General features: G+C 60.8%; 15 protein-coding genes. 3 read left to right on the top strand and 12 right to left on the bottom strand.

Annotated elements, in window-relative coordinates; translation table 11 throughout:
* Positions 1 to 29 precede the first annotated feature (29 nt).
* Both ptsP and nagE read left to right on the top strand, forming a co-directional pair.
* Positions 30 to 2,543 (top strand): phosphoenolpyruvate--protein phosphotransferase, encoded by a 2,514-nt coding sequence (ptsP, locus tag CRO59_RS03075; RefSeq protein ID WP_097086364.1) that lies wholly within the window; start codon positions 30 to 32, stop codon positions 2,541 to 2,543.
* A 35-nt stretch (positions 2,544 to 2,578) separates the two neighbouring features.
* On the top strand, positions 2,579 to 4,294 hold the full coding sequence (gene nagE, locus CRO59_RS03070) for an N-acetylglucosamine-specific PTS transporter subunit IIBC (RefSeq protein ID WP_097086362.1): 1,716 nt from the start codon (positions 2,579 to 2,581) through the stop codon (positions 4,292 to 4,294).
* A gap of 82 nt (positions 4,295 to 4,376) precedes the next feature.
* On the opposite strand, the gene CRO59_RS03065 is transcribed toward nagE, so the two are convergent.
* The 4 genes from CRO59_RS03065 to purL all read right to left on the bottom strand — a co-directional run bounded on the left by CRO59_RS03065 (position 4,377) and on the right by purL (position 10,638).
* On the bottom strand, positions 4,377 to 4,670 hold the full coding sequence (locus CRO59_RS03065) for a hypothetical protein (RefSeq protein WP_097086360.1): 294 nt from the start codon (positions 4,668 to 4,670) through the stop codon (positions 4,377 to 4,379).
* Positions 4,671 to 4,914: 244 nt separating this feature from the next.
* Positions 4,915 to 5,277, bottom strand: coding sequence for a DUF6124 family protein (locus CRO59_RS03060; RefSeq protein ID WP_097086359.1), 363 nt, complete (start codon positions 5,275 to 5,277; stop codon positions 4,915 to 4,917).
* 1,147 nt (positions 5,278 to 6,424) lie between these two features.
* The gene (locus CRO59_RS03055) at positions 6,425 to 6,736 is read right to left on the bottom strand and encodes a YqfO family protein (RefSeq protein WP_097086744.1); all 312 of its coding nucleotides are present in this window, start codon (positions 6,734 to 6,736) and stop codon (positions 6,425 to 6,427) included.
* 5 nt (positions 6,737 to 6,741) lie between these two features.
* On the bottom strand, positions 6,742 to 10,638 hold the full coding sequence (gene purL / locus CRO59_RS03050; RefSeq protein WP_097086356.1) for a phosphoribosylformylglycinamidine synthase: 3,897 nt from the start codon (positions 10,636 to 10,638) through the stop codon (positions 6,742 to 6,744).
* Between the two features lie 285 nt (positions 10,639 to 10,923).
* On the opposite strand from purL, the gene mltF reads away from it, so the two are divergent.
* Positions 10,924 to 12,384 (top strand): membrane-bound lytic murein transglycosylase MltF, encoded by a 1,461-nt coding sequence (gene mltF / locus CRO59_RS03045; RefSeq protein WP_097086355.1) that lies wholly within the window; start codon positions 10,924 to 10,926, stop codon positions 12,382 to 12,384.
* A gap of 126 nt (positions 12,385 to 12,510) precedes the next feature.
* On the opposite strand, the gene pdxJ is transcribed toward mltF, so the two are convergent.
* The 8 genes from pdxJ to lptF all read right to left on the bottom strand — a co-directional run bounded on the left by pdxJ (position 12,511) and on the right by lptF (position 20,928).
* Positions 12,511 to 13,254, bottom strand: a complete 744-nt coding sequence (gene pdxJ, locus CRO59_RS03040) for a pyridoxine 5'-phosphate synthase (protein WP_097086354.1) — start codon at positions 13,252 to 13,254, stop codon at positions 12,511 to 12,513.
* Positions 13,255 to 13,293: 39 nt separating this feature from the next.
* Positions 13,294 to 13,983, bottom strand: coding sequence for a DNA repair protein RecO (gene recO / locus CRO59_RS03035; RefSeq protein WP_097086352.1), 690 nt, complete (start codon positions 13,981 to 13,983; stop codon positions 13,294 to 13,296).
* Positions 13,984 to 14,151: 168 nt separating this feature from the next.
* A complete protein-coding gene (gene era, locus CRO59_RS03030; RefSeq protein WP_003221935.1) occupies positions 14,152 to 15,054 on the bottom strand; it encodes a GTPase Era in 903 nt (300 codons plus the stop codon).
* Complete coding sequence (rnc, locus tag CRO59_RS03025; RefSeq protein ID WP_024011703.1) at positions 15,047 to 15,736, bottom strand: ribonuclease III; 690 nt, start codon at positions 15,734 to 15,736, stop codon at positions 15,047 to 15,049. Before rnc ends, era begins: the two co-directional genes overlap by 8 nt.
* A gap of 183 nt (positions 15,737 to 15,919) precedes the next feature.
* Complete coding sequence (lepB, locus tag CRO59_RS03020) at positions 15,920 to 16,774, bottom strand: signal peptidase I (RefSeq protein WP_025112167.1); 855 nt, start codon at positions 16,772 to 16,774, stop codon at positions 15,920 to 15,922.
* A 9-nt stretch (positions 16,775 to 16,783) separates the two neighbouring features.
* Entirely contained in the window at positions 16,784 to 18,580 is a 1,797-nt protein-coding gene (gene lepA / locus CRO59_RS03015; protein ID WP_003221926.1) for a translation elongation factor 4, read from the bottom strand.
* Between the two features lie 172 nt (positions 18,581 to 18,752).
* Positions 18,753 to 19,814 (bottom strand): LPS export ABC transporter permease LptG, encoded by a 1,062-nt coding sequence (gene lptG, locus CRO59_RS03010; RefSeq protein ID WP_007965162.1) that lies wholly within the window; start codon positions 19,812 to 19,814, stop codon positions 18,753 to 18,755.
* Positions 19,807 to 20,928, bottom strand: coding sequence for an LPS export ABC transporter permease LptF (lptF, locus tag CRO59_RS03005; RefSeq protein ID WP_097086350.1), 1,122 nt, complete (start codon positions 20,926 to 20,928; stop codon positions 19,807 to 19,809). The genes lptG and lptF overlap by 8 nt, the downstream gene beginning before the upstream one ends.
* Positions 20,929 to 21,039: the final 111 nt, after the last annotated feature.

Genomic DNA, 21,039 nt, shown 5'->3' with positions numbered 1-21,039 from the left:
AATGACTGCACACCTGATGAGACCGAGCCATGCACAACAACAATAAAGAGCTGACCCTCAGCGCCCCGCTCAGCGGCCCGGTGCTCACGCTCGCCAAAGTCCCGGACGCGGTGTTCGCCAGCGGCGCGATGGGTGACGGCATCGCCATCGACCCGCTGAATGACACCCTGTATTCGCCCTGCGCCGGGGAGATCATCCACGTCGCCCGCACCGGCCACGCGCTGACCGTGCGCGCCGACAACGGCGCGGAAATCCTTCTGCACCTGGGCCTCGATACCGTTGAACTGAACGGCGAAGGCTTCTCGATGCTGGTCAAGGAAGGCACGCGGGTCAGCAACGGCCAGCCGTTGTTGCGCTATGACCTGGACAAGGTCGGCCAGCAGTGCAAAAGCCTGGTCAGCCTGTTGATCCTGACCAACAGCCAGGATTTCCAGGTGCGCCCGATCACACTCAAAGCGGTGAAGGTCGGCGAGCCGTTGCTGCACATTATTGCCCGCAACGGTGCGGCTGCGAATGTTGAAGAAACTGGCGGGCCTGAGGTGCGTGGGCAAGTGTTGGTGGCTCATCGCGGCGGTCTGCATGCGCGCCCTGCCGCACTGATTCGGCAGACCGCACAAGGCTTCAAGAGCCAGTCGCAGCTGCACTTCGCTGGTAAGTCGGCGCCGTGCAACAGCCTGATCGGGCTGATGGGACTGGCCATCGGCGAGCAGGATGAGGTGCAGGTCAGCTGTCAGGGGCCGGACGCCGAAGCCGCGCTGCAAGCCTTGCTCAATGCCTTGGCGACCGCCCTGCCCGATGATCATCACGCTGCTGCACCGGTCAACGCCGCACCGCGCAAACGCCCCGCCGAGGCTGGCGTATTGCAGGGTGTGTGCGCCGCACCGGGTCTGGTCGGCGGGCCGCTGTTTCGCCTGAACGCGATCAGCCTGCCGGCAGATGCGGGCAATCATGCTCCGCTTGAGCAACTGCAGAAACTTGAAAGCGCGCTGAATCAGGTTCGCGGCGAAATCAACGCTACCCTCGCCCAAGCGAAAAAGCACAAGAGCACCGACGAAGAAGCGATCTTCTCCGCGCACCTGGCACTGCTCGAAGACCCGGCCCTGCTCGACGCCGCGCAGCATGCTATCGACCAAGGCACAGCGGCGACCCACGCGTGGAGCCAGTCGATCGACGTGCAGTGCGAAGTGCTGCAACACACCGGCAGTGCGCTGCTGGCCGAACGCGCCAACGACCTGCGCGACCTCAAGCAACGTGTCCTGCGCGCCCTGCTCGGCGAAGCCTGGCATTACGAAGTGCCGGCCGGCTCCATTGTCGCTGCGCATGAACTGACGCCGTCGGATCTGCTGCAACTCAGCGCGCAAGGTGTCGCCGGGTTGTGCATGGCCGAGGGCGGCGCGACTTCGCACGTGGCGATTCTGGCGCGCGGCAAAGGTCTGCCGTGCCTGGTTGCACTGGGCGCCGCTTTACTCGATCAAGCACAGGGTCAGTCGGTGGTGCTGGATGCCGATGGCGGCCGCCTCGAACTGACGCCGAACACCGAACGCCTGGCCGAAGTACAACAGGCGCAAATCGAGCGTCAGCAACGCCGCGATGCGCAACAAACCAAAGCCCATCTGTCCGCCGAAACCCGCAATGGCGTGGCGATCGAAGTGGTCGCCAATGTCGCCTCCAGCCATGAAGCGGCAGACGCCTTTGCCAACGGCGCCGATGGCGTCGGCCTGCTACGCACCGAATTTCTGTTCGTCGACCGGCAGACCGCGCCGGACGTCGACGAGCAGCGCGCCGCCTATCAAGCCGTGCTCGATGCCATGGGTGAGCACTCGGTGATCATCCGCACCATCGATGTCGGCGGCGACAAGCAACTCGACTACCTGCCGCTGCCCGCCGAAGCCAATCCGGTACTCGGCCTGCGCGGCATTCGTCTGGCCCAGGCCCGTCCGGAAATCCTCGATCAGCAATTGCGCGCACTGCTGCAAGTCAGCCCGCTGCGCCGTTGCCGGATCCTGTTGCCGATGGTCACCGAAGTCGACGAACTGCTGCACATCCGCCAACGGGTCGATGCGCTGTGCATCGAACTGGGTGTGACTCAGCGCCCGGAAATCGGCGTGATGATCGAAGTCCCGGCCGCTGCATTGCAGGCCGAACAACTGGCCGAGCACGCCGACTTCCTGTCGATCGGCACCAACGACCTGTCGCAATACACCTTGGCCATGGACCGCGACCACGCAGGTTTGGCCGCCCGCGTCGACGCCCTGCATCCGGCACTGCTGCGGCTGATCGCCATGACCTGCGCAGGCGCGGCGGTGCACAAACGCTGGGTCGGCGTGTGCGGTGCCCTCGCCTCCGATCCGCTGGCGACACCGGTGCTGATCGGCCTCGGCGTGACCGAGCTGTCGGTGAGCCCGGTGCAAATCGGTGAAATCAAGGATCGCGTGCGCCAGTTGCACGAAGCCGAATGCCAACGCCTCAGCCGCGACCTGTTGAAACTCAACAGCGCCGCTGCGGTTCGTCACGCCTGCCACCAGCATTGGCCTCTGCACTAACAACAAGCTCTCTATAAAGAGCAGGGAGAACCACCATGTACCAACTCTTCATCGAAGGCCTGCAACGCCTCGGCCGCGCGCTGATGCTGCCGATCGCGATCCTGCCGATTGCCGGCCTGCTGCTGCGTCTGGGTGACACCGACCTGCTGAACATCGCGATCATTCACGATGCCGGCCAGGTGATCTTCGCCAACCTGGCGATGATCTTCGCCATCGGCATCGCTGTCGGGTTTGCCAAGGACAACAACGGCACCGCAGGCCTGGCCGGAGTGATCGGTTACCTGGTGATGATCTCCACGCTCAAGGTGCTCGACCCGAGCATCAACATGGGCATGCTCGCCGGGATTGTCAGCGGCCTGATGGCCGGCGCGCTGTACAACCGCTTCAAGGACATCAAGCTGCCGGAGTACCTGGCGTTCTTCGGCGGCCGCCGGTTCGTGCCGATCGTCACCGGATTTGCGGCGGTCGGTCTGGGCGTGGTGTTCGGCTACATCTGGCCGCCGATCCAGCACGGCATCAACAGCTTTGGCAGCCTGATGATGGAAAGCGGCAGCTTCGGCGCGTTCGTCTTCGGCGTGTTCAACCGCCTGCTGATCGTCACCGGCCTGCACCACATCCTCAACAACATGGCGTGGTTCGTGTTCGGCAACTTCACCGACCCGACCACCGGCGCACTGGTCACCGGCGACCTGTCACGCTACTTCGCCGGCGATCCAAAGGGCGGCCAGTTCATGACCGGCATGTTCCCGATGATGATCTTCGGCCTGCCCGCCGCATGCCTGGCGATGTACCGCAACGCGTTGCCAGAGCGGCGCAAGGTCATGGGCGGGATCTTCCTGTCGATGGCTTTGACGTCGTTTTTGACCGGCGTTACCGAGCCGATCGAGTTCGCCTTCATGTTTCTCGCCCCGCTGCTGTATCTGCTGCATGCGCTGCTGACCGGGTTGTCGATGGCGATCACCAATGCGCTGAACATTCATCTGGGCTTCACCTTCTCCGGCGGTTTCATCGACATGGTGCTCGGTTGGGGTCGCTCGACCAATGGCTGGCTGGTGATCCCGGTCGGGCTGGCTTACGCCGTGGTGTATTACGCGGTGTTTGATTTCTGTATTCGTCGTTTCAATCTGAAGACGCCGGGGCGTGAGGATGTGGCGGCGGCTGACAAGGCAGTTCTCACCGAGAACGAGCGCGCTGCGGCTTACATCAAAGCCTTGGGCGGTGCCGAGAACCTGGTCACCGTTGGCGCCTGCACGACTCGTCTGCGCCTGGAAATGGTCGATCGCAACAAAGCATCCGATGCCGATCTGAAAGCGCTGGGTGCGATGGCGGTTGTGCGTCCGGGCAAGGGCGGCAGCTTGCAGGTAGTGGTCGGGCCACTGGCCGACAGCATCGCCGACGAAATCCGCCTCGCCATGCCGGCGCTGGGGCGTGCGTTGGTGGCTGCGCCTGCGGTGGTGGTCGAGGAATCGAAGGCTGCATTGGTCACTGCACCGGAAGCCCAACAATGGCTGACTGCCTTGGGCGGTAGCGAGAATGTGCTGCAGCTGGACTGCATCGCCCTGACCCGCATTCGCCTGCAACTGGTCGATGGTAAAGCGTTGTCCGAGGCTCAGTTGAAAGAGCTGGGTTGCCAGGGTGTCAGCCCGCTGGAGGGTGGGGTCTGGCATTTGTTGATTGGCGAGAAAGCGGCGAGTTTGAGTGGAGCGATTGAGGCGTTGGTGAACCGGAGTGAGGTCAGCGCCAAGGTATAACCCACAGCGAAACTCAACAGCCTCACTGATAAACGGAAAGCCGCTGGGCTGTGGAGCTCAGCGGCTTTTTATCAAGTGTTTACTAAGCCTTGACGGTGAACGTACGTGCTTGGGAGTGAAGGACCCGTCCTCTGGCCGTGATCGAATGAACTCCCAATGACAAAGCCGTCAAGATAAAGTGCCAATTGCCTGCAGCGTCAGCAACAACTCGCCCCTTCAAAGTAGCACCGTCGAAAATCTGGAGTTCATCGCCGGCAGACGCCAAGCCGCTCGACTGCACAACAGTGGAGGAGGTCGTACCGCCGTTTGGAATCTCCTCGCCTTGGCTGTCTTTCATGGAGGTAATTACCGGCACAGTGTTTTTTTCAGTAGACATCGCAAAATCCTTCTTACCTGTTGTGAATGGAAGTCTCATCAGACAGAAGTTTGCCGAATCGCACCACTGTCAGAAATTACAGGTAAGCGGTGGTTTCCGATGATTGGTCATCATCAAGACGAACCTAAGCATTGAATCCAAAACTTGATCGCCGACGGCCCGCTCCCACGTGAGGTCTCAATTCCCCAAAAAGGATATGAGATCCGCGACGGGACGAGCCGGTTTGCAATGATCATCCGATGAATCAGGTTTGCGGATCGACTCGATCCAGCGCTCGATTTACCGCCAGTTCGGCGAGCATGACGATTTGCTGAATCGCCAGTGCGGTACTGCGTTGCAGGCCGCTGAGTTCGCTGGCGAAGTTGCTGGCCATGGCACTGGCGCAGGCCAACGATTCGTAGGCGTGGGCCAGCAGGGTTTCTGTGTCGATGCTGGGGTTGACCAGGAACATCGTGCTGGGCTGATGCGCCTCAGCGGGTTGCGGGGTGAAGTAGAAATCGACAGCGCGCTTGATGGCTTCACGGTCTTTCGTCAGGTCTTCAACCCGGATGGCGTCTACGGGTGGTGCTATGGTTTCGTTGGGTGGGTCGGGGATCAGTTTGTCCATCGAACAAGTCCTTTTAAGTGTTGTAGCCACTTGTTCCCGATCTCACTCGAAGAAGAGGTGGCAGCTATGTACGGAGTGAGATTACCGGTAAGGACCCCAAATCCGGCCGGACCGAAGTCCGCCCGTACATAGCCGCCATAATGAATTGCTGACAGCGAAAGCTGGCCGCAATTATGGGGGCACTTGTCTGGGGATCCAAATCGGGTATCTCACCTCCCGGTCGCTGAATTGGCAGCGACAGACGAAGCCTAGAGACCGGACGTCCGAGGGACAACCTGAAAACCTTGTGGGAAGCTTCTGGTAATTCCACACACTCTTAAACACAAAACATCCCGTGTAGGAGCTGCCGAAGGCTCGGGCCGCGTTCGGACGATCTTTTGATCTGCCCTTTGACTGTAAAAAACCAAAGTCAAAAGATCGCAGCCTTCGGCAGCTCCTACAGGTGAGTACTGCACCAGATAGAGACTGGTCGGCTGTCAGGCCGCCATCGCTGGCAAGCCAGGCTCCCACAGGAGTTGTGGGCATCTGCAATGGATCAGTGAGCTATCAGGACGCCTTCGCGAGCAAGCCCGCTCCCACAGTTTGAACCCGGTGTATTCAGGTAGAGATTGGTCGGCTGTCAGGCCACCTTCGCCAGCAAGCTGGCTCCTGCAATTTAGCAAGCGCACACCCCATGCGGCGAAGCCGCCCCACTCCAGGATGAGCGCAAGCTCGGCTGTCGCTCTTGATCTTGATCCACGGGCGACGTCGGAAGGCTGAGTGGAGGGATTGATCCGGGCGTGGGAGCGCAGCGACCGTTTGGCGCAGCCAAACACAGCGAGAGGAGGTGCAGCGAAGCAAACCGGAGGCGCTGCGCCCGGATCAATACCGGAGCGAAGGGACCCCGAGCCTCAGCGAGCGGGCCGAACGCAGGAGCAAGCGTTTTGGGTTACTTTTTAGGCGTTTGTAAAAAGTGACTCGCCGTAAGGGCGAAACCGCCAGCCGCTGCACCCGAAGCAACGGATATTCACACAGTCAGCCAGAGCATGGTCGCCTGTCAGGGCGCCATCGCGAGCAGGCTCACTCCTACAGAAAAGCAAATCGCAGGCAACAAAAAACCCGCAGACAATCACTCATCTGCGGGCTTCCCGTTCCAGCGGCAGAAAGATCAGAAATCCTCCAGCCGCCACACCTCATAAGCCGGCGTCTCGTAAGGGTGGCTCAACTTCAAAGCAGCCACCACATCACCAATCAAAGCGTCACAAACCACAAGCTCAACCTTCCATTCCTCGACCCGCTCAACCTGCCCCGCCTCACCAATGAACGGCTGACTGCCGTCCAAAGGCCGAAACTGACCAGACCCAAGCACCTGCCAAGCACAGTGGTCATAGTCCCCGATCCGCCCACCACCGGCAGCGAATAAAGCGTCCTTGACCACCTCGACATGACTGTCAGGAACAAAAAATCCGAGCTTGTACACGACGCTTAGTTCACCCACACGCGAGCATTACGGAACATGCGCATCCAAGGAGCATCCTCGGTCCAGTCTTCCGAACGCCACGAGTTCTGCACCGCGCGGAACACCCGCTCCGGGTGCGGCATCATGATCGTCACACGACCGTCGCGGCTGGTGAGACCGGTAATCCCGCGCGGCGAGCCGTTCGGGTTGGCCGGGTAGGCTTCGGTGACCTTGCCGTGGTTGTCGACGAAACGCATCGCCACGCAACCGGACAGATCGGCTTCCAGCAAGGCTTCTTCGCTGGAGAACTCGGCATGGCCTTCACCGTGCGCGATGGCGATCGGCATACGCGAACCGGCCATGCCCTGCAGGAAGATCGAGTTCGATTCCTGGATCTGCACCATCGCCACGCGCGCTTCGAACTGCTCGGAGCGGTTGCGCACGAAATGCGGCCAGAACTCGCTGCCCGGGATCAGCTCGTGCAGGTTGGACATCATCTGGCAACCGTTGCACACACCGAGGGTGAAGCTGTCGTTACGCTCGAAGAAGCCCTGGAACGCATCGCGGGCACGGCTGTTGAACAGCGCCGACTTGGCCCAGCCTTCACCGGCGCCGAGTACGTCGCCGTAGGAGAAGCCACCGCAGGCCACCAGACCTTTGAACTCGTTCAGGTCGACGCGGCCAGCGAGAATGTCGCTCATGTGCACGTCGATCGCGTTGAAACCGGCACGGTCGAACGCTGCCGCCATTTCCACCTGACCGTTGACGCCCTGCTCACGCAGCACGGCAACCTGTGGGCGGATGCCTTTCTTGATGTAAGGCGCGGCGATGTCCTGGTTGACGTCGTAGCTCAGCTTGACGCTCAGGCCCGGGTTGTCTTCTTCCAGCAGCGCGTCGAATTCTTGCTCGGCGCAGTCGGCGTTATCGCGCAGACGCTGGATCTGGTAGCTGGTCTCGGCCCACTGACGTTGCAGCAGACGACGCTGGCCTTCGAACACCGTGTCACCGTTGAAGGTGATGTTGATCTGGCCGTTGTTGATAGGCTGACCGATCACCGACACGCAGTCACCCAGACCGGCCGCGCTGAACTGCGCGAGGATGTCTGGCGTGGCGTCCTGACGAACCTGGATCACCGCACCCAGTTCTTCGTTGAACAGGATCGCGGCGATTTCTGCCGAATTTTCAGCAACGCTGTCCAGGTTCAGGCTCAGACCGCAGTGGCCGGCAAAGGCCATTTCCACCACGGAGGTCAGTAGACCACCGTCGGAACGGTCGTGGTAAGCCAGCAGGTGACCGTCGGCGTTGAGGCCCTGGATCACCGCGAAGAAGGCTTTCAGGTCTTCGGCGTCGTCGACGTCCGGCGCCTGCTTGCCGAGCTTGCCGTGAACCTGAGCAAGGATCGAAGCACCCATACGGTTCTGACCGCGACCGAGGTCGATCAGGATCAGGTCGGTGGTGCCCTTGTCCATGCGCAGTTCCGGAGTCAGGGTCTGACGGATGTCAGCCACTGGGGCGAAACCGGTCACGATCAGCGACATCGGCGAGGTCACGGTTTTTTCTTCGCCGTTGTCGTTCCAGCGGGTGGCCATGGACATGGAGTCCTTGCCCACCGGAATGGTGATGCCCAGCTCAGGGCACAGTTCCATGCCGACCGCTTTCACGGTGTCGTACAGACGCGCGTCTTCGCCCGGGTGGCCGGCGGCGGACATCCAGTTCGCCGACAGTTTGATGTCGGAGATCTTGTTGATACGCGAAGCGGCAATGTTGGTCAGGGTTTCGCCGATGGCCATGCGGCCCGACGCCGGAGCGTCCAGCAGCGCCAGCGGAGTGCGCTCGCCCATGGCCATCGCTTCACCGGTGTAGACGTCGAAACTGGTGGCGGTGACGGCGACGTCGGCCACCGGAACCTGCCACGGGCCAACCATCTGGTCACGGGCGACGAGGCCGGTGATGGTGCGGTCGCCGATGGTGATCAGGAAGCTTTTGCTCGCCACGGCCGGGTGATGCAGGACGCGCTCGATGGATTCGCTGATGTCGAGGTTAGACGGATCGAAATCGTCGCCCAGCTCGGCTTCGCGAACCACCGAACGGTGCATGCGCGGGGCCTTGCCCAGCAACACTTCCAGTGGCATGTCCACCGGGTTGTTGCCGAAGTGGCTGTCCGTCACGGTCAGTTGCGGCTCGGCAGTGGCTTCGCCGACCACGGCGAACGGGCAGCGCTCACGTTCGCAGATCGCCTGGAAGCGCTCGAAGTCGGCCGGGCCGACCGCCAGAACGTAACGTTCCTGGGATTCATTGGACCAGATTTCGTGCGGGGCCATGCCCGGCTCGTCGTTGGGAATGTTGCGCAGTTCGAAACGGCCACCACGGTCGCCGTCGTTGACCAGTTCCGGGAAGGCGTTGGACAGACCGCCCGCACCCACGTCGTGGATGAAGCTGATCGGGTTCTTGTCGCCCAGTTGCCAGCAACGGTCGATGACTTCCTGGCAGCGACGTTCCATCTCAGGGTTTTCACGCTGTACGGAAGCGAAGTCGAGATCCGCCGAGCTGGTGCCGGTGGCCATCGAGGAAGCGGCGCCGCCGCCCAGACCGATCAGCATTGCCGGGCCGCCAAGCACGATCAGCTTGGAGCCGACCAGAATCTCGCCTTTCTTGACGTGTTCTTCACGGATGTTGCCCATGCCGCCCGCGAGCATGATCGGCTTGTGGTAACCACGAACTTCATCACCGTGCGGGGTGGAGATCGACTGTTCGAAGGTACGGAAGTAGCCGGTCAGGGCCGGACGACCGAATTCGTTGTTGAACGCGGCGCCGCCCAGCGGGCCTTCGATCATGATGTCCAGCGCGGTAACGATGCGCTCAGGCTTGCCGTACGGCACTTCCCACGGCTGTTCGAAGCCCGGGATCTGCAGGTTGGACACGGTGAAACCGGTCAGGCCGGCCTTTGGCTTGGCGCCACGACCGGTTGCACCTTCGTCGCGGATCTCGCCACCGGAACCGGTGGAGGCACCCGGGAACGGGGCGATCGCGGTCGGGTGGTTGTGGGTTTCGACCTTCATCAGGATGTGCACCGGCTCCTGCACCGCGCCGTACTGGCGGGTTTCCGGATCCGGGAAGAAGCGGCCGGCGACGTTTCCGACGATCACCGAAGCGTTGTCCTTATAAGCGGACAGCACGCCTTCGTTGTGCATCTGATAGGTGTTCTTGATCATGCCGAACAGGCTTTTTTCCTGGCTTTCGCCGTCAATATCCCAACTGGCGTTGAAGATCTTGTGGCGGCAGTGCTCGGAGTTGGCCTGGGCGAACATCATCAGTTCGATGTCGTGCGGGTTGCGCTTGAGACCGTTGAAGGCGTTGACCAGATAATCGATCTCGTCTTCGGCCAGGGCCAGGCCCAGCTCGGTGTTGGCCTTTTCCAGCGCGGCGCGGCCGCCACCAAGAATGTCGATCGCGGTCAGCGGCTTCGGCTCGGCGTGGCTGAACAGACCGGCGGCCTGTTCCAGATTGCCCAGAACGATCTGGGTCATGCGGTCATGCAGCACGTCGGCGATTTGCTGGGCCTCGGCGTCGCTGAACTGGCCGGCCACGTAGAACGCGATGCCGCGTTCCAGGCGCTGGATCTTGCTCAGGCCGCAGTTGCGGGCGATGTCGCTGGCCTTGCTCGACCATGGCGAGATGGTGCCGAAACGCGGCAACACCAGAAACAGACGACCGGTCGGCTCTTGTACCGGAACGCTTGGGCCGTACTTCAGAAGGCGCGCAAGCACCTGCTGTTCGTCGCCGGTCAGGACGCCGGTGACTTCGGCGAAGTGAGCGAATTCAGCATACAGGCCACTGACAGCTGGAACCTTCTGGCTCAGTTGCTCAAGGAGTTTGCTGTGGCGAAAGGCAGAAAGGGCAGGAGCGCCGCGCAGGATCAACATCTTCGGGACAGCCTCGGGAAGGGGTGTGCTTTGAGGCCGTGCATTCTAGCCTAAACCGCCCTCAACATCACCCGAAACGCTACGCACGGTTGCACTCGGATATCAATCTGTGTTTCTGCCTTTGAAGTCAAATTTAAAGGGTGTGCGAGCAGCGCTTATTTTTTCTGTCACAAAATGCCGTTCAGCCCCATTCCTGCGGGGTTTCGTGCGGTTTTGTGACGTCTAGCAGACAAGCCGCTCACTGTCGAGATATGGCGCCCGCAGCCGTTTGCGTATACTGCGCAGATGTTTTTCCCAACGGCTTTGCGTCCGCGGTACGCCAAATGGCTGATCGCAACCGGACTCTTCCTGATGCTCGGTGGCTGTGTTGATAAACCCAACACACTCGAGCGCGTAAAGGAGGATGGTGTGCTGCGGGTGATTACCCGTAACAGCCCCGCCACCTACTTTCAGGATCGCAGCGGTGAAACCGGCTTCGAATACGAGCTGGTGAAACGCTTCGCCGACGATTTGGGGGTCGAACTGAAGATCGAGACCGCCGACAACCTCGATGACCTGTTCAATCAGATCGGCAAGCCGAACGGCCCGGTGCTGGCGGCGGCAGGTCTGGTCAGCAGCGAGGATCGCAAGAAGCAGGTGCGGTTTTCCCACTCCTACCTCGAAGTCACTCCGCAGATCATCTACCGCAACGGCCAGTCGCGCCCTACCGACCCGGGCGATCTGGTCGGCAAGAAAATCATGGTGCTCAAGGGCAGCACCCACGCTGAACAACTGGCGGAGCTGAAAAAGAAATTTCCAGGCATCGAATACGAAGAATCCGACGCCGTTGAAGTGGTCGACCTGTTGCGCATGGTCGATGAAGGCCAGATCGACCTGACGCTGGTCGACTCCAACGAAGTGGCGATGAACCAGGTGTACTTCACCAACATCCGCGTGGCCTTCGACCTCGGCGATGCGCGCAGCCAGAGTTGGGCGGTGGCCGCCGGCGAAGACAACAGCCTGCTCAACGAGATCAACGCCTACCTCGACAAGGTGCAGAAGAACGGCACCCTGCAGCGCCTGAAAGACCGCTATTACGGCCATGTCGATGTCCTCGGCTACATGGGCGCCACTACCTTCGCCCAGCACTTGCAGCAGCGCCTGCCCAAATACGAACAGCACTTCAAGACCTACGCCAAGAAAGAGAAAGTCGACTGGCGCCTGCTGGCGGCCATCGGTTATCAGGAATCGCTGTGGCAACCGGCAGTCACTTCGAAAACCGGCGTGCGCGGTTTGATGATGCTGACCCAGAACACCGCTCAGGCGATGGGCGTGTCGAACCGTCTCGATCCCAAGCAAAGCATCATGGGCGGCGCCAAGTACCTGGCCTACATGAAGGATCAGCTCGACGAATCGATTCAGGAACCGGACCGCACCTGGTTTGCGCTGGCGGCGTACAACGTCGGCAGCGGTCACCTCGATGACGCACGCAAACTGGCGTCCCGCGAAGGCCTGAACCCGGACAAGTGGCTGGACGTGAAGAAGATGCTGCCGCGCCTGTCGCAGAAGCAGTGGTACAGCAAGACCCGCTACGGCTACGCCCGGGGCGGCGAGCCGGTGCATTTCGTGGCGAACATCCGTCGCTACTACGACATCCTGACCTGGGTGACCCAGCCGCAGCTTGAAGGCGATCAGGTGGCCGAGGGCAATCTGCATGTGCCCGGTATCGACAAGTCAAAACCGGCTCAAGAGCCTGCCCCGCTCTAACCACCGCCCCAAAAACAAATGTGGGAGCGAGCCTGCTCGCGAAGGCGTCGTGTCAGTCGACATCATGGTTGACTGATTTACCGCTTTCGCGAGCAGGCTCGCTCCCACAGGTTTTTGTGTCGAGGCTTAGTGCTTGGCGGCAGCCAAGATCAGCGCCTTCATCTCGGACACTGCAGACTTGAACCCGACGAACAACGCATGCGCCACCAGCGCATGGCCGATGTTCAATTCGTTGATGCCCTTGATCGCCGCCACGGCTTCGACGTTGTGATAATGCAGGCCATGCCCGGCGTTGACGATCAGGCCCTGCGCCAGACCGAACGCCACGCCGTCCGCCACACGCTTCAGCTCTTCAGCGACTTCGCTCGGAGTTTCGGCATCAGCGTAACGCCCGGTGTGCAGTTCGATGGCCGGCGCACCGACGCGCTTCGACGCAGCGATCTGGCGTTCGTCAGCATCGATGAACAACGACACTTCGCTGCCGATCTTCGACAGGCGCTCGACCGCTGCCCTGATGCGTTCTTCCTGCCCCGCTACATCCAGACCGCCTTCAGTGGTCAGTTCCTGACGGGTTTCCGGGACGAGGCAAATGTGCGCCGGACGGATGCGTTCGGCGAACGCCATCATTTCTTCGGTGACGCCCATTTCGAAATTCATGCGGGTCTGCAGCACATCCTTGAGCAGCAGCACGTCGCGCTCCTGAATGTGCCGGCGGTCTTCACGCAAGTGCACGGTGATGCCATCGGCGCCCGCCTCTTCCGCGTCCAGCGCTGCCTTGACCGGATCCGGGTAGCGTGTGCCACGGGCCTGACGCAGGGTGGCGACGTGGTCGATGTTCACGCCAAGAAGAATGCGATTGCTGGTGGTCACGGATGCGCTCCTGAAGGGAAATATTCGGCGCACAGCATATCAGGGCTTGCGAAATAGCTCGCGGCTGACGAGGGGGCGACCGCCCAAGTGCACGGCCAGTGCCTGACGCATCAGACGCTTGGCGGCAGACAGTGCGCCGGGAGCGGTCCAGTCGGCTTCGGCCATGGCCAGCAGTTCGGTGCCGTTGAACAGGCCCGGCTGCAACAGAAACACCCGTTCAAGCCCGGCGTCCACTTGCAGACGATAGAGACCGTCCGGCGCGACCGGTTCGCTGTGGATATCGGTGTTCAGGGAGAAGCCGTAACCGAGATCGTCCAACAGGCGCCATTCGAAAGAACGCAGTAGTGGCTCCAACGGGCGACCCTCGGCCAGGGCCAGCAGTGTTGCAGCGTAATGGTCGAACACCGCCGGGTGCGGGTCTTCGGCAGGCAGCAGGCGGATCAGCAGCTCATTGAGATAGAGGCCACTGAACAGCGCCTCACCGACCATCCAGGTCGCGTTGCCGGCACTTTCCATTCGCCCGACGTTCTTCAATTCACCCTTGCCACGAAACTCGACTTCCAGCGGCACGAACGGTCGCGCCAATGTCCCGGCCTTGCCCCGCGCACTGCGCAACACCGCCCGCAGCCGCCCTTGCGGCGTGAGGAAGTCGACCAGCGCGCTGGTTTCGCGGTAGGCGCGCGAATGCAGGACGTAGGCGAGCTGGACGGGAGGTGGGGTTTGCGACATGGAGTTCTCGATGAAGAAACGCAGTTTTTACACACCACCCAAAAACCAAATGTGGGAGCGAGCCTGCTCGCGAAAGCGGAGTGACAGTCAACATCAATGCTGAATGTTACATCCCTTCGCGAGCAGGCTCGCTCCCACAGTGGGTATCGGTGTTCTCTGGAACGGTGATTACAGGTCGCCGTAACCCAGCGAACGCAGTGCACGCTCGTCGTCGGACCAGCCGCCCTTCACCTTGACCCACAGGTTGAGCATGATCTTGGAGTCGAACAGCAGCTCCATGTCCTTGCGCGCCTCGGTGCCGATGCGCTTGATGCGCTCGCCTTTGTCGCCAATGATGATTTTCTTCTGGCCGTCACGCTCGACGAGGATCAGCGCGTGGATGTGCAGGGTCTTGCCCTGCTGCTTGAACTCTTCGATCTCGACGGTGATCTGGTACGGCAGCTCGGCGCCCATCTGGCGCATGATTTTCTCGCGCACCAGTTCAGCGGCGAGGAAACGGCTGCTGCGGTCGGTGATCTGGTCTTCCGGGAAGAAGTGATCGTTCTCCGGCAGGTGATCGGCGATGACCTTTTCCAGCGCGTCGAGGTTGTGCCCGTGTTGCGCGGAAATCGGGATGATCTGTGCGTTCGGCAGCTGTTCCTGCAACCACGACAGGTGCGGCATCAGCTCGGCCTTGTCTTCGATGCGGTCGGTCTTGTTCAATGCGACGATCAGCGGGCCGGTCACGTACTGCACGCGCTCCAGGACCATCTGGTCTTCTTCGGTCCACTTGGTGCGATCGACTACGAAGATCACCACGTCGACGTCTTTCAATGCTGCCGAAGCGGTTTTGTTCATGTAGCGGTTCAGGGCCTTTTCGCCCCCCTTGTGCATGCCGGGGGTGTCGACGTAGATCGCCTGCACGTCACCCTCGGTCTTGATCCCGAGCATGTTGTGACGGGTGGTCTGCGGCTTGCGCGAGGTGATCGCGAGCTTCTGGCCGAGGATGTGGTTGAGCAACGTCGACTTGCCGACGTTGGGACGGCCGACGATGGCAACGTAGCCACAGCGAGTTGCGTTTGTATCAGTCATTGCCATTCTCCACGCCCAGGGCAATCAGTGCTGCGGCGGCCGCTACCTGTTCGGCAATACGACGGCTCACACCCTGACCTCGGCTTTTTTCATTCAATAAGACAACTTCGCACTCGACGAAGAAGGTACGGCAGTGCGGCTCACCCTGGATATCCACCACTTCGTAGCGTGGCAGTTCGCAACCGCGCGATTGCAGGTGTTCCTGCAGACGGGTCTTGGGATCCTTGTTGGTGTCGACCAGCGTCAGGCCTTCGAACTCACCGGCCAGCCAGGCCAGTACGCGCTCGCGAGCGACGTCCATGCCGGCATCGAGGTAGATCGCGCCGATCAACGCTTCCAGGGCATCGGCCAGAATCGATTCGCGACGGAAGCCACCGCTTTTCAGTTCGCCCGAGCCCAGACGCAGGTAGTCGCCCAAGTCGAAACCACGGGCCAGTACGGCCAGTGTCTCACCCTTCACCAAACGTGCACGCAAACGCGACAATTGGCCTTCGCGGGCCAGCGGGAAGCGATCAAACAGCGCCTCGCCGGCGACGAAGTTGAGGATGGCATCGCCGAGGAATTCCAGGCGTTCGTTGTTACGCCCGGCAAAGCTGCGGTGCGTGAGGGCCAGCAGCATCAGCTCCTGATCCTTGAAGGTGTAACCGAGCTGGCGCTCGAGACGGCTTAGAGAAACGCTCACGGTTTACCCACGCTGAGTTCGTGGCTGGATTCCACTGCCATCGCCGGGGTACGGCGCAGGCCTGGGACAATTAACGCTGTGTTCAAAAATGACGTCCTGAATATCGTGGCTTCATGCCCTGGTGCCGATTTGTGTCGACTCCAGAAATGCATTCGGCGCTGTGGTCAACAGCGCCGTGATTGATTACTTGATCAGGCCAACCCGCGAGAAATTCGGCAGGTGGCTGAGTTTCGGTTCCGGCCAGCTCATCCAGACAGCGAAGGCTTTGCCGACGATATTCTGGTCGGGAACCATGCCCAGCAGATCCTTGGGAATGTTCGGGTCATCCCAGTAGCGACTGTCGTTGGAGTTGTCGCGGTTGTCGCCCATCATGAAGTAGTGCCCGGCCGGCACGGTCCAGGTATGGTCCGGCGTAGCGCGGTAGCGGCTCATTTCCTTGCGGATCAGGTGCTCGGCAGCGCCGAGTTTTTCCTTGTAGAGTTCCGCGCTGCCCAGCGTGCCCGGCTCGGAGCCGACCAGTTGCTCGGCAATCGACTCGCCATTGACCAACAGACGCTTGTCGGCGGTGTAACGCACCGTATCGCCCGGCAGACCGACTACACGCTTGATGTAGTTGACGTTCGGGTCGCTCGGGTAGCGGAACACCATCACATCGCCACGCTGCGGATCACCGACTTCGATGATTTTCTTGTCGATCACCGGCAGGCGGATCCCGTAAGAAAACTTGTTCACCAGAATGAAGTCGCCGACGTCCAGGGTCGGTTTCATCGAGCCGGATGGAATCTGGAACGGTTCCACCAGGAACGAACGCAGCACCAGCACGATGAACAGCACCGGAAAGAACGACTTGCCGTATTCAACCAGCAACGGCTCTTTGTTCAGCTTCTCGACCACCACGGGCTCGGGCTGGCTGACACTGCCTTGATAAGAGGCAATGGCAGCACGCCGACGCGGCGCCAGGAACAGCAGATCGAGCAACGCCAACAGGCCGCAGACGAACACGGCGATGACCAGCAACAGCGGGAAATTTAGTGACATAGGACCTGACTATTCCAACCTGAGCACGGCAAGGAAGGCTTCTTGTGGAATTTCCACGTTGCCGACCTGCTTCATGCGTTTCTTACCGGCCTTTTGCTTTTCAAGCAGCTTTTTCTTACGGCTTACGTCACCGCCGTAGCATTTGGCCAATACGTTCTTTCTGAGTGCCTTGACGGTTGTCCGGGCAACGATCTGACCGCCAATGGCCGCCTGGATCGCCACGTCGAACATCTGACGAGGAATCAGTTCTTTCATCTTCTCGGTCAACTGGCGACCTTTGAAGTGCGAATTGTCACGGTGCACGATCAACGCCAGGGCGTCGACCTTGTCACCGTTGATCAGCACGTCCAGTTTCACCAGATTAGCCGATTGGTAACGATCGAAATGGTAATCCAGCGAAGCATAGCCACGGCTGGTGGATTTGAGACGGTCGAAGAAGTCCAGGACCACTTCGTTCATCGGCAGGTCGTAGGTCACCTGGACCTGATTGCCGAGGAACAGCATGTCGACCTGTACGCCGCGTTTCTCGATGCACAGGGTGATGACGTTACCCAGGTGCTCCTGCGGAACCAGGATGTTGGCCCGCACGATCGGCTCGCGCATGTCTTCGATGGCCGACACATCCGGAAGCTTGGATGGGTTGTCGACGTAAATCGTTTCACCGGTTTTCAGCACCAGCTCGAAAATTACCGTTGGCGCGGTGGTGATCAGGTCCAGGTCGTATTCGCGCTCGAGGCGCTCCTGGATGATCTCCATGTGCAGCATGCCGAGGAACCCGCAACGGAAGCCGAAGCCCAGTGCGTCGGAGCTTTCCGGGGTGTACTGCAGCGACGAGTCGTTCAGGGTCAGTTTCTGCAGCGCTTCGCGGAAGTCCTCGAAGTCGTCGGAGCTGACCGGGAACAGACCGGCGTAAACCTGCGGCTGAATGCGTTTGAAACCGGGCAGAACCGGTACATCCGGAGTCGAGCTCAGGGTCAGGGTGTCACCGACCGGTGCACCGTGAATGTCCTTGATGCTGGCGATGATGAAGCCCACTTCGCCAGCCTTGAGGTCAGCGGTAGCAGTGTGCTTCGGATTGAATACACCAACGCTGTCGACCAGGTGGATCTTGCCGGTGGATTTCACCAGGATCTTGTCGCCCTTCTTCACGCGGCCATGACGCACGCGCACCAGGGAAACAACGCCCAGGTAGTTGTCGAACCAGGAATCGATGATCAACGCTTGCAGCGGATCTTCGATGTTGCCGGTCGGCGCAGGAATCGTCGCGACCAGACGCTCGAGCACTTCGTCGACACCCAGGCCGGTCTTGGCGCTGCAGGTGACGGCGTCGGTGGCGTCGATGCCGATGATCTTCTCGATCTCGTCCTTGACGCGGTCCGGCTCGGCCTGTGGCAGGTCGATCTTGTTCAGCACCGGCATGACCTCGAGGCCCTGCTCGATGGCGGTGTAGCAGTTGGCCACGGACTGGGCTTCAACACCCTGACCGGCATCGACCACCAGCAACGCACCTTCACACGCGGCCAGGGAACGGCTGACTTCGTAGGTGAAGTCGACGTGACCCGGGGTGTCAATGAAGTTCAGCTGGTAGGTGACGCCATCTTTGGCTTTGTAATAGAGGGTAACGCTGTGGGCCTTGATGGTGATCCCGCGTTCGCGCTCCAGATCCATGGAATCCAGTACCTGGGCTTCCATTTCACGCTCGGCCAGGCCACCGCACATCTGGATGAAACGGTCAGCCAGCGTCGACTTGCCATGGTCAATGTGGGCGATGATGGAGAAATTGCGGATATGACTCAAATCACTCACGGATCAACACTCAAAAAGGCTGCAGGCTTGGCCCGCCGAAAAATAGCCGGGAATTGTACCTGATACACGGCGCAAGCGTCACGTTCGCCTGTCACCCCGATTGCATACGAAAACGCCCCGATCTGTCGACCGAGGCGTTTTCGCGGTTACAGCGTTGGCAACAACGCGGCCATCAGCCGGCCCGTCGCAGCAACCACACACCCGCCAGCGCACAGACCGTGGCCGGCACCAGCACCGCGAACAGCGGCGAGAAACCGAACACCAGGCTCGAAGGGCCAAGCAGATCCTGGACGATGCGGAAGGTGAAGCCCACCAGCACACCGGTGAACACTCGCTGACCGAGGGTGACCGAGCGCAACGGACCGAAGATGAAGGAGATCGCCATCAGCACCAGCGCGGCGGTGACCAGCGGCTGCAACACCTTGACCCAAAATGCCAGCCAGTAGCGGCCATTGCTCAGGCCTTGATCCGCCAGATAGTGGATATAGCCCCACAGACCGGAAATCGACAGCGACTCAGGCGCCATCACCACCGTGTTGAGCAGTTGCGGGCTCAGCGACACGTCCCACTCCTCGCTCGGCGCATTCACCACTTCGGTGCTGCGCTCGTGGAACACCGTGGTGGTCACGTCGCTGAGCAGCCAGCGCTTGCCGTCGAACTCCGCACGCTTGGCGAAGCTGGAGCTGAGCAGGTGGCGCTCTTTGTCGAAGTGATAGCGGGTCACCCCATACAACAGGCCGTCGGGTTGCACGGCGTTGATATGGATGAATTCCTCACCCTGACGGTGCCACATGCCGTGCTTGGCGCTCTGCGCATCGCCGCTGCCTTGCGCCAGCGAGCGATTGGCCTGGGCCATGCTTTCGGTGGCCGGTGCCACGTACTCGCCGATCAGCACGCCGGCCAGCATCAGCACCAGCATCGGCTTCATGACGGCCCAGACGATGCGCCCGATGGACACACCCGCGGCACGCATGACCGTCAGCTCGCTGCTGCTGGCCAGACTGCCAAGGCCGATCAGACAGCCGATCAGCGCGGCCATCGGCAACATTTCATACAGGCGACGCGGCGCGGTGAGTAGGACGAAGCTCAGCACATCGGTCAGCGTGTAGGTATCGCTGACGTCGCTCATCTCGTCGATGAAGGCAAACAGGGTCGCCAGACCCAGAATGATCGCCAGCACGGCGATGATCGCCACGAATACGCTGCTGCCGATGTAGCGGTCGAGTTTAACCACGGGCCACCTCCAGCGCAGCGCTGCGACGGCTGGCCAGCTTCAGGCGCAACGGCTCCCAGTACAGCAGGCCGAGACCGATGACCAGGAAGATCCCGTGCACCCACCACAGGCCAAGGGCCGGCGGGATCTTGCCTTTTTCGAGGGCGCCGCGGGCGGCAATCAGGATGGTCAGGTAAGCCATATATAGAAGAATCGCCGGCAGCAGCTTCAGGAAACGGCCCTGACGCGGATTGACCCGCGACAGCGGCACCGCCATCAGGGTCACGATGAACACCAGCAACGGCAGGGAAATCCGCCATTGCAGTTCGGCCCTGGAACGCTCGTCGTCGGCGCCCAGCAGGGTCGAAGTCGGGATCGCGTCACGGTCGGTGACTTCGTCACTGGCATCAGGTTTTGGCAGCAATACGCCGTAGGTGTCGTATTTGATCGCGCGGTAATCGGCCTGACCCGGGCTGCCGTCATAGCGATAGCCGTTGTGCAGGATCAGGTAGCGGTTGCCGTCAGAGTGGATCTCCTGACGGCCCTTCTCGGCCACCAGCACGGAAATCCCGCGGTCCTTCTGATCGGAGCCGAGGTTTTTCTGCGAGATGAACACGCCACCGAGGTTGACTCGATCGTCGGTCAGGCTTTCGGTGTAGGTCACCCGAGTGCCGTCACGCAACGCCTGGAAACGGCCAGGTTCGAGGGTATCGAATTCGGTCAGGGCGTCCTGCTTGTTCAGCAGCAACTGAAACTGGTTAGCGCCTTGCGGGGCCAGACTCAGGCTCAGCCACGCCACCACCAGTGCCACCAGCGTCGCCGGAAACAGGGTCATGCGCAGCAGACGCTGCTGACTCATGCCGGTGGCCGAGAGCACGGTCATTTCGCTTTCGAGGTACAGCCGGCCGTAAGCCAGCAGGATCCCGAGAAACAGGCCCAACGGCAGGATCAGCTGCATGAAACCCGGCAGACGGTAACCCATGATCAGGAACAGCGATCCCGGATCGAGTTGGCCCGCAGCGGCCTGGGCAAGGTATTTGATGAAGCGACCGCTCATGATGATGACCAGCAGCACGGCGCTGACGGCGCTCAGGGTCAACATCACTTCACGGGACAGATAACGGAAGACGATCAAACCAGACACTCCAGGGTTGTCAGGCTAAGGCGGCCAAACAAGCAAACGTTTCGAGCGACCCGCAAGGCAGAGCCGTCGAAAAAAGATGCGGCATTATCCTGTGATTGAGGG

The sequence above is a fragment of the Pseudomonas sp. LAMO17WK12:I5 genome, from assembly GCF_900215165.1.
GTDB classification, from domain to species: Bacteria; Pseudomonadota; Gammaproteobacteria; order Pseudomonadales; family Pseudomonadaceae; genus Aquipseudomonas; species Aquipseudomonas putida_A.
The sequence above is the reverse complement of the archived record's forward strand: the minus strand, read 5'-3'. Positions and strand labels throughout refer to the sequence as shown.